This window comes from Mycobacterium europaeum, assembly GCF_034555895.2.
Lineage (GTDB): Bacteria > Actinomycetota > Actinomycetes > Mycobacteriales > Mycobacteriaceae > Mycobacterium > Mycobacterium europaeum.
This window is the reverse complement of the sequence record NZ_CP157315.1, coordinates 3,232,038-3,245,138: the sequence shown is the minus strand read 5'-3', so window position 1 is coordinate 3,245,138 and position 13,101 is coordinate 3,232,038. Positions and strand designations below refer to the sequence as shown.

Genomic DNA, 13,101 nt, shown 5'->3' with positions numbered 1-13,101 from the left:
TGAAGTGGGGTTCTGGTGACCGAGAACATGAAGCTGATTGACCGCGTTTCGGCGATCAACTGGAACCGGCTGCAGGACGAGAAGGACGCCGAGGTCTGGGACCGGCTGACCGGAAACTTCTGGCTGCCCGAGAAGGTGCCGGTGTCCAACGACCTCCCGTCGTGGGCCACGCTGACGGCCGGTGAGAAGCAGCTGACCATGCGGGTGTTCACCGGATTGACGCTGCTGGACACCATCCAGGGCACCGTCGGCGCGGTCAGCCTGATTCCCGACGCGCTGACCCCGCACGAGGAAGCGGTCATGACCAACATCGCCTTCATGGAGTCGGTGCACGCGCGCAGCTACAGCAACATCTTCTCCACGCTGTGCTCGACCGCCGAGATCGACGACGCCTTCCGCTGGTCGGAGGAAAATCCCAACCTGCAGCGCAAGGCCGAGATCGTCATGCAGTACTACAAGGGCGACGAGCCGCTCAAGCGCAAGGTGGCCTCGACGCTGCTGGAAAGCTTCCTGTTCTACTCCGGCTTCTACCTGCCCATGTACTGGTCGAGCCGGGCCAAGCTGACCAACACCGCCGACATGATCCGGCTGATCATTCGCGACGAGGCCGTGCACGGTTACTACATCGGCTACAAGTACCAGCGCGGGCTGGCGCTGGTCGACGCGGCCAAGCGCGCCGAGCTCAAGGACTACACCTATGAGCTGCTCTTCGAGCTCTACGACAACGAGGTGGAGTACACCCAGGACCTCTACGACCAGGTCGGGCTGACCGAGGACGTCAAGAAGTTCCTGCGCTACAACGCCAACAAGGCGCTGATGAACCTCGGCTACGAGGCGCTGTTCCCGCGCGACGAGACCGACGTCAATCCGGCGATCCTGTCGGCGCTGTCACCCAACGCCGACGAGAACCACGACTTCTTCTCGGGTTCGGGCTCGAGCTACGTGATCGGCAAGGCCGTCGTCACCGAGGACGAGGACTGGGACTTCTAAAGCCGCACATGGATTGAGAATCGGGCCGGCCGCACTGTCGGGGGGGAGGGACTGGGGCCGGCCCGATCCCTTATTCATACACCGGCTGCGCCGATTTTCTTCCCGCGGGATCTTTGGCGCTGCCCGGGGGCGGCGGCACCCACCCCAGCAGGACCTTGCGGCCGATCAACTGACAGCCGTGGGTGTGCGCCAATTGCTTTGCGGCCCTGGTGAATTCACGATTGCTCACCACGATACTCCGGGTGCACCCGTGGTGGCGGGCGCCGGACACCACCTGCTGGACGGCCGCGACGCCCACCGATTGGCCGTAGCGCTTGCACTGGACCGCCACGGAGTGGCCGTCCTTCTCGGCGATCAGGTCCACGCCGTAGTCGCCGACCGGCGGGGTGAGCGTGACCCGCCAGCCGGCCCGGCGCAGCCGCGCGGCGACATAGCGCTCGAATTCGAGCCCGTCCATGGCGTCAACGGCGGCCAACACGGCGCGGCCCGCGCGCGGCCACCGACGATTGGTCGACCAGGCCACGAGCACCTCGAGCAGCACCGTCAGGTAGAACGCCACGAATGCCGCCCCTGGGTTGTGCTCGACGACGCCGACCAACAGCCCGCACGCCAGCGGGATGACGACGAGCGCCTTGAGCACGCCTCGATGGTAGGGATGGGCGGCGACAAACCAGCCTCCGACATGTTCGGGCAGTGAACGACATGTGAATTGTGGGGACGGAACGATGCCTCGCTAGCGCGGCCGATGGCGCTGCCCGACACTGTTCTGGTGACGAAACCCCCCTCTTCAGAGCAGGATCACCGCCGCCATTTCTGCCGCTCAGTGATTCAGTGGCTGCAGGTCGGCTACCCGAACGGCGTTCCCGGCCCGGACCGCGTGCCGTTGATGGCCTTACTGCGCAGCACACCGCTGACCGAAGACCAGATCCGCGAGGTGGTGCGCCACATCACTGCCAAAGAAGGGTCGCCGGAGACGATCGGGCACCCCATCGATCGTGACGAGATCGCCGAATTCATCTCCGACATGACGCAGTTCGACGCCGGCAAGGAAAACGTCATCCGGGTCGCCGCCACGCTGGCGGCGGCCGGATGGCCGTTGGCCGGCATCGACGTCAGCGAGGTTGTTCCCGACGACGAGCACGCCGAGGCGGCCGAACTGGTTGCCCGTCACCGCGCGCCCGAAGAACCGTCGGGCGTCGCCTCATAGCTTCGAGATGTCGATGACGAACCGGTAGCGGACGTCGCTCGCCAGGACCCGCTCGTAGGCCTCGTTGATGTAATCCGGGTCGATCAGCTCGATTTCGGGTGTCACATCGTGTTCGGCGCAGAAGTCCAGCATCTCCTGGGTTTCGGCGATCCCGCCGATGTTCGACCCGGAGAGGCTGCGCCGCGCCAGCGCCAGCGGGAACGCCCCCACCTCCATGGGGTGCTCCGGAATGCCCAATTCCACCAGGGTGCCGTCGACGTCGAGCAGGTTGAGGTAGTCGTTCAGTTTCAGGTTCGCCGAGACGGTGTTCAGGATCAGGTCGAAGCTGCCACGCAACTTCTTGAAGGTGTCGGGGTCGGAGGTGGCGTAGTAGTGGCTCGCGCCCAGGCGCAGCCCGTCCTCCATCTTCTTCAGCGACTGCGACAGCACCGTCACCTCGGCGCCCATCGCCGCGCCCAGCTTGACGCCCATGTGTCCCAGCCCGCCCAGGCCGATGATCGCCAGCCGGGTGCCCTCGCCGGCCTTCCAGTGCCGCAGCGGCGAGAACAGCGTGATGCCCGCGCACAGCAGCGGCGCCGCCTTGTCCAGCGGCAGCGAGTCGGGGATGCGCACGACGAAGTTCTCGTCGACGACGACCGCCTGGCTGTAGCCGCCCTGCGTGGAGGTGCCGTCTTTGTCGATGGAGTTGTAGGTGAAGGTCGCCCCCGGCTTGCAGTACTGCTCGAGCCCGGCCTTGCAGCTGCTGCACTGACCGCAGGAGTTCACCATGCAGCCCACGCCGACGTGGTCGCCGACCTTGTACTTGGTGACCGCGGAACCGACCTGGCTCACCACGCCGGCGATCTCATGGCCGGGCACCACCGGGTAGTTCGGCGTGCCCCACTCGGCCTTGACGGTGTGGATGTCGGAGTGGCAGATCCCGGCGAACTTGATGTCGATCGCCACGTCGTGCGGACCGGGGTCACGCCGCTCGATGGTGGTCTTGGTCAACGGTTCGGTCGCCGACGTGGCGGCGTAGGCCGAAACAGTGCTCATGAATATCCCTCTTCGATGTGGTCGCGTCGTCAAAAGTTTAGCTAAGGTAATGTTCCCGGGCCAACCGGTGGCCGCACGTCATCACCTTAAGGCGACGGGTACCCGCCCGCCGCGTCGCTAGTTGATCGGGGCGTTCAGCAGGCGCAGGTCGTCGACGATGCCGCGGGCCGCGATCAGGCCCTCGCCGGTCTGCCAGATCTCATCGTTGACGATGTAGACGCGGTTGTCGCGGTTCGCGGACAGCTTGCGCCACGGGTTGCTGTCGAGCAGCGCGGCGGCGCGCTGGGCGGCCGCCGGTGACGCACACGACACGTAGACGACGTCGGCGTCGGCGGCGGAGAGGTCGGGGTTCTTGGCCAGGTCGTCGTCGGTGGCCCCGATCTCGAGGTACGGCTTGTCGGTGAACCGCTGTGACGCCGGCCGGTCCACGCCGACGGCGCCCAGCACGCTGGCCGGGAAGTTGTTGGTGCCGTACACCCGGATCGTGTCGGTGGTGAACTGCACGATGGACGCCTGGAAGTGAGATGCGTCATGCCGGGCGCCGACGTCGGCGGCCCGCCGGGAAAAGCCGCTGAGCAGCGCGTCCACCGCGCCACCGCGCGCCGTCGCGCCGCCCACTCCCCGCAGGTTGTCCTCCCAGGCCGCGCCGGGCGCCGCGGTGAACACCGTCGGGGCGATCGCGGCCAGCTGCGGATACAACTTCGGCGTCAAGCCCTGCGATCCCAGGATGAGGTCCGGGTGGGTCGCCGCGATCCGAGCCAGGTCCGGGTCGCTGCGGCTCCCGACGCCGGGCACGTCGTGCACCGCGCTGCCCAGGTAGGCGGGCTGGCCTGACGATCCGTCCGGCAGGGCCGCCCCGACCACCCGCGACTGCAGGCCGAGCGCGCACAGGGCGTCGAGCTGATCGCCGGACAGCACCACGATCCGCTGCGGCTCCGCGGGCACCGGCACCACGTCCGGGGTGACGCCGGCCGCGTTGTGCGCCTCCCGCGTCTTCGGCCCCGGATCGGCCGCCGCGGCGTCCCGCGCGCACGACTCGTCCGGGCGGCGGTCGTTCCCGAGCACACCGGCGCCCGCGATCTGGGTGGTGGGGGTCACCAGGGAGGGGCCCGCCGCGTTGCCGCCCGGCTTGCCGGATCCGCAGCCGCTGCACGCGACGGCGACCGCCGCCGCCAGCGCGGCGGCCGCGCGGAACGCGGGTCGGGTCACGCCGAAAAGCACGGGTCGAACGCTAACACCTGCCGGCCCCGCGCCCGGCACGCTGAAACGACACGCCGCAGCGCCGAGCCAATTACGACAGTTTGTAGGACCAACCCTGACGTCGACAGGATCGACGGTTAGTATTCGTGTCAGCTCCGTTTTGGGCCCTCGTTCTATCCGGATGTTTGGAGAAGCTGTTGACAGCCGAAGCGCCCCCGTTGGGACAACTCGAGGCCGTTCGTCCGTACCCGGACCGGACCGGCCCCAAAGGGAACCTCGTCTACAAACTGATCACCACCACCGATCACAAGCTGATCGGCATCATGTACACGGTCACCTGCTTCGTCTTCTTCTTCATCGGCGGACTGATGGCCTTGTTGATGCGCACCGAGCTCGCGGCGCCGGGGCTGCAATTCCTGTCGAATGAGCAGTACAACCAGCTGTTCACCATGCACGGCACGATCATGCTGCTGCTGTATGCGACGCCCGTCGTGTTCGGATTGGCCAACCTGGTGCTGCCGCTGCAGATCGGCGCGCCCGACGTGGCGTTCCCGCGGCTGAACGCCTTCTCGTTCTGGCTCTTCCTCTTCGGCGGACTGGTCGCGATGGGTGGCTTCATCGTCCCGGGTGGCGCGGCCGACTTCGGCTGGACGGCCTACACGCCGCTTTCCGACGCCGTGCACTCGCCCGGAGCCGGGGGAGACCTGTGGATCACCGGCCTGATCGTCGCGGGTCTGGGCACAATCCTGGGTGCGGTCAACATGATCACCACCGTGGTGTGCATGCGCGCGCCCGGCATGACCATGTTCCGGATGCCGATCTTCACCTGGAACATCCTGGTGACGTCGATCCTGATCCTGATCGCGTTCCCGATCCTGACCGCCGCGCTGTTCGGGCTGGCCGCCGACCGGCATCTGGGGGCGCACGTCTACGACGCGGCCAACGGCGGGGTTCTGTTGTGGCAGCACCTGTTCTGGTTCTTCGGCCACCCCGAGGTGTACATCGTCGCCCTACCGTTCTTCGGCGTCGTCACCGAGATCATCCCGGTGTTCTCGCGCAAACCGGTCTTCGGTTACACCACGCTGGTGTACGCGACGCTGTCGATCGCCGCCTTGTCGGTCGCCGTGTGGGCGCACCACATGTTCGCCACCGGAGCCGTTCTGCTGCCGTTCTTCTCGTTCATGACGTATTTGATCGCGGTGCCCACGGGGATCAAGTTCTTCAACTGGATCGGCACGATGTGGAAGGGGCAGATCACCTTCGAGACCCCGATGCTGTTCTCGGTGGGCTTCCTGGTGACCTTCCTGCTGGGTGGCCTGACCGGCGTCATACTGGCCAGCCCGCCGCTGGACTTCCACGTCACCGACTCCTACTTCGTGGTGGCGCACTTCCACTACGTGCTCTTCGGAACGATCGTGTTCGCCACCTATGCGGGCGTCTACTTCTGGTTCCCGAAGATGACCGGCCGGCTACTCGACGAGCGGCTGGGTAAGCTGCACTTCTGGCTGACCTTCATCGGCTTCCACACCACGTTCCTGGTGCAGCACTGGCTGGGCGACATGGGTATGCCGCGCCGCTACGCCGACTACCTGGCCAGCGACGGATTCCAGGGGCTGAACATCGTGTCCACGATCGGCGCCTTCATCCTGGGCGTGTCGGTGTTCCCGTTCGTCTGGAACGTCTTCAAGAGCTGGCGCTACGGCGAAGTCGTGACCGTCGACGATCCGTGGGGCTACGGCAACTCCCTGGAGTGGGCGACCAGCTGCCCGCCGCCGCGGCACAACTTCACCGAGCTGCCCCGGATCCGTTCAGAGCGTCCGGCTTTCGAGCTGCACTACCCGCACATGGTGGAGCGGCTGCGCGCCGAGGCGCACGTAGGCCGGGCCCACGGGCCGACGGACAAGGACGTCACCAGGCTGGACGACGTCCAGGTTCGCAGCTGATGGCCTGAGCGGCGGCTATCGCGAGTGAGCACACCGAAGGTGTCGGTGCTGGTCACCGTCACCGGAGTGGACCAACCGGGCGTCACGTCGGCCCTTTTCGAGGCGCTCTCCCGGCACGGCGTCGAGCTGCTCAACGTCGAACAGGTGGTGATTCGGCACCGTCTGACCCTCGGCGTGCTGGTGTGCTGCCCGGCGGACGTCGCCGACGGAACCGAGTTGCGTCGTGACGTCGAATCGGCCATCCGCCGGGTCGGCCTGGACGTCACGATCGAGCGCAGCGACGACGTGCCGATCATTCGGGATCCGTCCACCCACACCATCTTCGTGCTGGGCCGGCCCATCACCGCGGGCGCGTTCGGTGCGGTGGCCCGGGCGGCGGCCGGCCTGGGCGTCAACATCGACCTCATCCGCGGTGTCTCCGACTACCCGGTGACCGGCCTGGAGCTGCGGGTCTCGGTGCCGCCGGGTTCGGACGGCGCGCTGCGGACCGCCCTGAACCAGGTGGCCGCCGACGAGCGCGTCGACGTGGCGGTCGAGGACTACACCCTGGAGCGGCGGGCCAAGCGGCTGATCGTGTTCGACGTGGACTCGACGCTGGTGCAGGGCGAGGTCATCGAGATGCTGGCCGCCCGCGCGGGTGCCGAGGGCCAGGTCGCCGCCATCACCGAGGCCGCCATGCGGGGCGAGCTGGATTTCGCGCAGTCGCTCGAACAACGGGTGGCCACCCTGGAGGGTCTGCCCGCCACCGTGATCGACGAGGTCGCTGCCCAGCTCGAGCTCATGCCCGGGGCGCGGACCACGCTGCGGACGTTGCGGCGCTTGGGTTTTCACTGCGGAGTGGTTTCCGGCGGCTTCCGCGGCATCATCGAGCCGTTGGCCGAGGAGCTGATGCTGGACTACGTCGCCGCCAACGACCTGGAGATCGTCGACGGCAAACTCACCGGGCGGGTCCTCGGCCCGATCGTCGACCGCGCCGGCAAGGCCACGGCGCTGCGGGACTTCGCCGAGCGGGCCGGGGTGCCGATGGCCCAGACCGTCGCCGTGGGTGACGGGGCCAACGACATCGACATGCTGGCCGCGGCCGGGCTCGGGGTGGCGTTCAACGCCAAGCCGGCGTTGCGGGAGGTGGCCGACGCCTCGCTGAGCCACCCGTACCTGGACACGGTGCTGTTTCTGCTGGGCGTGACGCGCGGCGAGATCGAGGCCGCCGACGCGGTGGACGGCGAGGTGCGCCGGGTGGAGATCCCGCCCGACGCTTAGCGGTCGCGGTACGGCACGATGGTCGGGTGCCCGAAATCGGTACGGAGGCAGCCGACCCCGATCTGCTGATCGACTTCCGCGACGTCTCACTGCTGCGGGATGGACGCGTCCTCGTCGGGCCGGTGGACTGGCAGGTCGAACTCGACGAGCGCTGGGTCATCGTCGGCCCGAACGGTGCCGGCAAGACGTCGCTGCTGCGGATCGCCGCGGCGGCCGAGCACCCCTCGTCGGGCGTGGCGTTCGTGCTCGGCGAGCGGCTGGGCCGGGTCGACGTCTCGGATTTGCGGTCCCGGATCGGGTTGAGCTCGTCGGCCCTGGCGCAGCGCGTGCCCACCGACGAGGTGGTGCGCGACCTGGTCGTCTCGGCCGGCTACGCGGTGCTGGGCCGTTGGCGGGAGCGCTACGAGGACGTCGACTACCGCCGCGCCATCGACATGCTGGAGAGCCTCGGCGCCGAGCACCTCGCCGATCGTAGCTACGGAACGTTGTCGGAAGGCGAGCGCAAGCGGGTGCTGATCGCCCGCGCCCTGATGACCGATCCGGAGCTGCTGCTGCTCGACGAACCCGCCGCGGGCCTCGACCTGGGCGGCCGGGAGGAGCTGGTGGCGCGCCTGGCCGACCTGGCCGCCGACCCGGACGCCCCCGCGCTGGTGCTGGTCACCCACCACGTCGAGGAGATCCCGCCGGGCTTCAGCCACTGCATGCTGCTGTCGGAAGGGAAGGTGGTGGCCGCGGGATTGCTGACCGACGTGCTGACCGCCGAGAACCTGTCCACCGCGTTCGGCCAGGCGATCGCCCTCGACGTCGTCGACGGGCGGTATTTCGCCCGCCGCGTCCGCACCCGCGCAGCCCACCGGAGGCAACTATGACGTCCACCCCCGAACCGCCCCCGCTGGTCCCGCGCCCGGCGGCGACCGTGATGCTGGTCCGCGACGACCCGGGCGGCATCGCCGTCTTCCTGATGCGCCGGCACGCCAAGATGGAGTTCGCCGCGGGAACCATGGTGTTTCCCGGCGGCGGCGTGGACGACCGCGACCGCAACGCCGACATCGCGTGGGCCGGCCCGCCACCGCAGTGGTGGGCGCAGCGGTTCGGCATCGAACCCGACCTGGCCGAGGCGCTGGTGTGCGCCGCGGCCCGGGAGACGTTCGAGGAATCGGGGGTGCTGTTCGCGGGGCCGGCCGGCGATCCGGAGGGCATCGTCGGGGACGCCACGGTGTACGCCGACGCGCGCCGCGCGCTCGCCGACGGCACGCTGTCGTTCGCGGACTTTCTGCGCCGCGAGAACCTGGAGCTGCGCTCCGACCTGCTGCGGCCGTGGGCCAACTGGGTCACGCCGGAAGCCGAGCGCACCCGCCGCTACGACACCTACTTCTTTGTCGGAGCCCTGCCGCAGGGGCAGCGGGCCGACGGCGAGAACACCGAATCGGACCGCGCCGGCTGGACGACGCCGCAGGCCGCCATCGAGGACTTCTCCACCGGACGTTGCTTCCTGTTGCCGCCGACGTGGACCCAGCTGGATTCGCTGGCCGGGCGGACCGTCGCGGACGTGCTGGCCGTCGAGCGGCAGATCGTCACCGTGCAGCCGCACCTGGAGATCCAGGGCGACAACTGGGTCTTCGAGTTCTTCGACTCCGACCGCTACCACCGGGCACGCGAGGCCGGCGGGATGGGATGGCGGCATTGAGCGAGTTCGTCAGCACGGTGGTCAGCGACGGCTCGCGGGACGCCGGACTGGCCATGCTGCTGCTGTCGCGGCCGCCGACCAACGCGATGACCCGCCAGGTCTACCGGGAGATCGTGGCCGCGGCCGCCGAACTCGGCGAGCGCGACGACGTGGCCGTGGTCATCCTGTTCGGTGGCCACGAGATCTTCTCGGCCGGCGACGACATGCCCGAGCTGCGGACGCTGACCGCGCCGGAGGCCGAGACGGCGGCCCGGGCGCGGCAACAGGCCATCGACGCCGTGGCGGGCATCCCCAAGCCGACGGTGGCCGCGATCACCGGATACGCGCTGGGCGCCGGGCTCACGCTGGCACTGGCCGCCGATTGGCGCGTCAGCGGTGACAACGTGAAGTTCGGCGCGACCGAGGTCCTGGCCGGCCTGATCCCCGGCGGCGACGGCATGGCCCGCCTGACCCGCGCGGCCGGGGCGAGCAGGGCCAAGGAGCTGGTGTTCAGCGGCCGGTTCTTCGACGCCGAGGAGGCCCTGACGCTGGGCCTGATCGACGAGATGGTGGCCCCCGACGACGTGTACGACGCCGCCGCGGGGTGGGCGCGGCGCTTCCTCGACGGCCCGCGGCACGCGCTGGCCGCCGCCAAGGCCGGCATCAACGACGTGTTCGAGCTGGGCCCGGCCGAGCGGGCCGCCGCCGAGCGGCGCCGCTACATCGACGTGTTCGCCGCTGGTCACAGCGGCGAGGAGGACTCCGGATCCGGCGCCCGTTAGGCTGCCCTGCATGACGACGAGTTCGACCGATGCCGTTCCCGGGAAGGATGTCGCCGCTGACGCGGCTCCGACGCCCCATGCCACAGCCGAGCAGGTGGAGGCCGCTCGCCATGACAGCAAGCTGGCCCAGGTCCTCTACCACGACTGGGAAGCCGAGTCCTACGACGAGAAGTGGTCGATCTCCTACGACCAGCGCTGCGTGGACTACGCCCGGGACTGCTTCGACGCCATCGTGCCCGACGAGGTCCAGCGCGAGCTTCCCTACGATCGGGCCCTCGAATTGGGCTGCGGCACAGGGTTTTTCTTGCTCAACCTGATCCAGTCCGGGGTGGCCCGGCGCGGCTCGGTCACCGACCTGTCGCCCGGGATGGTCAAGGTCGCCACCCGCAACGGGCAGTCGCTGGGGCTGGACATCGACGGCCGGGTCGCTGACGCCGAGGGAATCCCCTACGAGGACAACACCTTCGACCTGGTGGTCGGGCACGCCGTGCTCCACCACATCCCCGACGTCGAGCTGGCGCTGCGGGAGGTCGTCCGGGTGTTGCGGCCGGGCGGCCGCTTCGTGTTCGCCGGTGAGCCCACCACCGTCGGCGACACCTACGCCCGCACGTTGTCCACCTTGACCTGGCGGCTGGCGACCAACGTCACCAAGTTGCCCGGGCTGCAGGGCTGGCGGCGGCCGCAGGCCGAGCTCGACGAATCCTCCCGCGCCGCGGCGCTGGAGGCCGTCGTCGACCTGCACACCTTCACCCCGGGCGACCTGGAGCGGTTGGCCGGCAACGCCGGCGCCACCGATGTGCAAACGGCCACCGTGGAATTCACCGCCGCGATGCTGGGCTGGCCGCTGCGCACCCTCGAATGCGCCGTGCCACCCGGCCGCTTGGGTTGGGGCTGGGCCAAATTCGCGTTCAACAGCTGGAAGACGCTGAGCTGGCTGGACGCCAACGTCATGCGTCACGTCGCGCCGAAGGGCTGGTTCTACAACGTGATGATCACCGGGGTCAAACCCTCCTGACTGACGGCCTCACGTTCGGTGTCGAGGACGTCCGTTATCTGCGATCGGAATCGGGCGCCGCGGCGCTGGCCGCGGTCGCCGAGCTCGAGCTGACCGGCGCCAGCCGGGTCGCCGACATCGCCGCGGCGCGCGCCCGGTTCGGCGACCGGGCGCCGCTGTTGGTGGAGACGACGCTGCTGCGCCGGCGCGCCGCCGAGAAACTGTGTGGGCTGGGCGGCCCCGTGCCGGTGTCGAACTGGCTGTTCACCGACGAGGCGCTGCAGCAGGCCACCGCGGCCCCGGTGGCCGTGCACCGGGCCAAGCGGCTGGCCGAGGCGGGGGCCGTCGTGCACGACGCCACCTGTTCGATCGGCACCGAGCTGGCCGCGCTGCGCGGTGCGGGCGTCCGCGCGGTCGGCAGTGACCTCGACGCGGTGCGGCTGGCCATGGCGCGGCACAACCTGGGGGAGGCCGCCGTGCTGTGCCGCGCGGATGCGCTGGCGCCGGTGACCCGCAACGCCGCGGTCCTGGTGGACCCGGCGCGACGCCTCGACGGGCGCCGTCGCTTCCGCATCGAGGACTACCGGCCCGGCCTGGCCGCCCTGATCGATACCTACCGAGATCGAGACCTCGTCGTGAAGTGTTCTCCCGGAATAGATTTCGACGAGTTGAGGAGGCTTGGCTTCGCCGGCGAGATCGAGGTGACCTCGTATCGCGGGTCGGTGCGCGAAGCGTGCCTGTGGCCGGCCAGGCTGACGCAGCCCGGCATCCGCCGGCGCGCCAGCGTCCTCGATCGCGGCGAGCAGATCACCGACAGCGACCCGGACGACTGCCCGGTGCGCCCGGCCGGGCGGTGGATCGTCGACCCCGACGGCGCCGTGGTCCGGGCCGGTCTGGTGCGCCATTACGGCGCGCGGCACGGGCTGTGGCAACTCGACCGAGACATCGCCTACCTGTCGGGGGATGAGCTGCCGCCGGCGGTCCGGGGCTTCGAGGTGCTCGAGCAGTTGGCGTTCGATGAGCGACGGCTGCGTCGGGCGTTGTCGACGCTCGATTGCGGGGCGCTGGAGATCCTGGTCCGCGGGGTGCGGGTGGACCCCGACGCGCTGCGGCGCCGGATGCGGCTGCGCGGCGGCCGGCCCCTGTCGGTGGTCATCACCCGCCTCGGGTCGCGGGCCGCCGGAGGGGCAACGGCATTCGTTTGCCGGGCGTCGCGATAGCGCCCGGTAGGCTGGTGCGATCGCTATTTCAGGCGCCAGCCCCGCCTAATTCCTGCAAGGACAATCGAAGAATGCGTTATCTGATCGCGGCCGTGGTGCTCGCATCGGCGGCCCTGTGGGGTTGGCCGGCGGCCGCCGCACCACCGTCGTGCGCCGACCTGGGCGGCACCCTCGAGGGCGGCCAGATGTGCCGCATCCGCGCCACCGGCCCCACCTACACGCTGAACCTGGTGTTTCCCGCCGACTACCCCGACGAGCAGGCGCTGACCGACTACATCGCGCAGAACCGGGACGGCTTCGTCAACGTCGCCCAGAGTTCGGGGCCGCGCGACCAGCCCTACCAATTGGAGGCCACGACCGAGCAGCACGCCTCCGGTCAGCCGCCGCACAACACCCGCAGCGTGGTGCTCAAGTTCTTTCAGGATCTCGGGGGAGCGCACCCGTCGATCTGGTACAAGGCATTCAACTACAACCTCGGGACGAAGCAGCCCATCACATTCGACAACCTTTTCGCGCCGGGCACCGCGCCGCTGGACAGCATTTTCCCGATCGTGCAGCGCGACCTGGCCCGCCAAACCCCACTGGGCGCGGCCATTCTGCCCTCGACCGGGCACGACCCGACGCACTACCAGAACTTCGCGATCACCGACGACCAGCTGATCTTCTACTTCGCGCCCGGTGAGATCTTGCCGGCGTTCGCCGGGCCGGTGCAGGCGGATGTCCCGCGCAACGCGATCCCGCCGCTGGCCGTCTGAGTGGCGATCGCAAGCGCGGCGTAGCCGGGCGAAGCGGGTCGCCATCGAC

At 69.1% G+C, this 13,101-nt stretch carries 13 protein-coding genes; 10 read left to right on the top strand and 3 right to left on the bottom strand.

Annotated elements, in window-relative coordinates; all coding sequences use genetic code 11:
* Positions 1–15 precede the first annotated feature (15 nt).
* Positions 16–990: a class 1b ribonucleoside-diphosphate reductase subunit beta gene (nrdF, locus tag U8D42_RS14670; protein ID WP_322859881.1), complete on the top strand. Its 975-nt coding sequence runs from the start codon at positions 16–18 to the stop codon at positions 988–990.
* 70 nt (positions 991–1,060) lie between these two features.
* Here nrdF and U8D42_RS14665 read toward each other — a convergent pair whose 3' ends face one another.
* Entirely contained in the window at positions 1,061–1,630 is a 570-nt protein-coding gene (locus U8D42_RS14665; RefSeq protein ID WP_322859882.1) for a restriction endonuclease, read from the bottom strand.
* A 183-nt stretch (positions 1,631–1,813) separates the two neighbouring features.
* On the opposite strand from U8D42_RS14665, the gene U8D42_RS14660 reads away from it, so the two are divergent.
* On the top strand, positions 1,814–2,197 hold the full coding sequence (locus U8D42_RS14660) for a DUF3349 domain-containing protein (RefSeq protein WP_431523875.1): 384 nt from the start codon (positions 1,814–1,816) through the stop codon (positions 2,195–2,197).
* Here U8D42_RS14660 and U8D42_RS14655 read toward each other — a convergent pair.
* Positions 2,192–3,232 carry an NAD(P)-dependent alcohol dehydrogenase gene (locus U8D42_RS14655; RefSeq protein ID WP_322859884.1) on the bottom strand — a complete coding sequence of 347 codons (1,041 nt, stop codon included), beginning with the start codon at positions 3,230–3,232 and terminating at the stop codon, positions 2,192–2,194. The genes U8D42_RS14660 and U8D42_RS14655 overlap by 6 nt on opposite strands.
* 117 nt (positions 3,233–3,349) lie before the next feature.
* Positions 3,350–4,453, bottom strand: coding sequence for an iron-siderophore ABC transporter substrate-binding protein (locus U8D42_RS14650; protein WP_322859885.1), 1,104 nt, complete (start codon positions 4,451–4,453; stop codon positions 3,350–3,352).
* Positions 4,454–4,629: 176 nt separating this feature from the next.
* On the opposite strand from U8D42_RS14650, the gene ctaD reads away from it, so the two are divergent.
* The 8 genes from ctaD to U8D42_RS14610 all read left to right on the top strand — a co-directional run bounded on the left by ctaD (position 4,630) and on the right by U8D42_RS14610 (position 13,052).
* Positions 4,630–6,375 (top strand): aa3-type cytochrome oxidase subunit I, encoded by a 1,746-nt coding sequence (ctaD, locus tag U8D42_RS14645; protein WP_085241198.1) that lies wholly within the window; start codon positions 4,630–4,632, stop codon positions 6,373–6,375.
* A 24-nt stretch (positions 6,376–6,399) separates the two neighbouring features.
* Complete coding sequence (gene serB / locus U8D42_RS14640; RefSeq protein WP_322859886.1) at positions 6,400–7,635, top strand: phosphoserine phosphatase SerB; 1,236 nt, start codon at positions 6,400–6,402, stop codon at positions 7,633–7,635.
* Positions 7,636–7,661: 26 nt separating this feature from the next.
* On the top strand, positions 7,662–8,504 hold the full coding sequence (locus tag U8D42_RS14635; protein WP_322859887.1) for an ABC transporter ATP-binding protein: 843 nt from the start codon (positions 7,662–7,664) through the stop codon (positions 8,502–8,504).
* Complete coding sequence (locus U8D42_RS14630) at positions 8,501–9,322, top strand: NUDIX domain-containing protein (RefSeq protein ID WP_085241126.1); 822 nt, start codon at positions 8,501–8,503, stop codon at positions 9,320–9,322. Before U8D42_RS14635 ends, U8D42_RS14630 begins: the two co-directional genes overlap by 4 nt.
* Entirely contained in the window at positions 9,319–10,083 is a 765-nt protein-coding gene (locus tag U8D42_RS14625) for an enoyl-CoA hydratase (RefSeq protein ID WP_322859888.1), read from the top strand. Before U8D42_RS14630 ends, U8D42_RS14625 begins: the two co-directional genes overlap by 4 nt.
* 10 nt (positions 10,084–10,093) lie before the next feature.
* Positions 10,094–11,098, top strand: a complete 1,005-nt coding sequence (locus U8D42_RS14620; RefSeq protein WP_322859889.1) for a class I SAM-dependent methyltransferase — start codon at positions 10,094–10,096, stop codon at positions 11,096–11,098.
* On the top strand, positions 10,984–12,297 hold the full coding sequence (locus tag U8D42_RS14615) for a THUMP-like domain-containing protein (RefSeq protein ID WP_348636975.1): 1,314 nt from the start codon (positions 10,984–10,986) through the stop codon (positions 12,295–12,297). The genes U8D42_RS14620 and U8D42_RS14615 overlap by 115 nt, the downstream gene beginning before the upstream one ends.
* A 71-nt stretch (positions 12,298–12,368) precedes the next feature.
* Positions 12,369–13,052, top strand: a complete 684-nt coding sequence (locus U8D42_RS14610) for an esterase (RefSeq protein ID WP_085241120.1) — start codon at positions 12,369–12,371, stop codon at positions 13,050–13,052.
* Positions 13,053–13,101: the final 49 nt, after the last annotated feature.

Bases quoted from the DNA above. Each gene is read 5' to 3' on its own strand.
- U8D42_RS14610 (WP_085241120.1), top strand. From the start codon at position 12,369: ATGCGTTATCTGATCGCGGCCGTGGTGCTCGCATCGGCGGCCCTGTGG.
- U8D42_RS14655 (WP_322859884.1), bottom strand. From the start codon at position 3,232: ATGAGCACTGTTTCGGCCTACGCCGCCACGTCGGCGACCGAACCGTTG.
- U8D42_RS14630 (WP_085241126.1), top strand. From the start codon at position 8,501: ATGACGTCCACCCCCGAACCGCCCCCGCTGGTCCCGCGCCCGGCGGCG.
- U8D42_RS14620 (WP_322859889.1), top strand. From the start codon at position 10,094: ATGACGACGAGTTCGACCGATGCCGTTCCCGGGAAGGATGTCGCCGCT.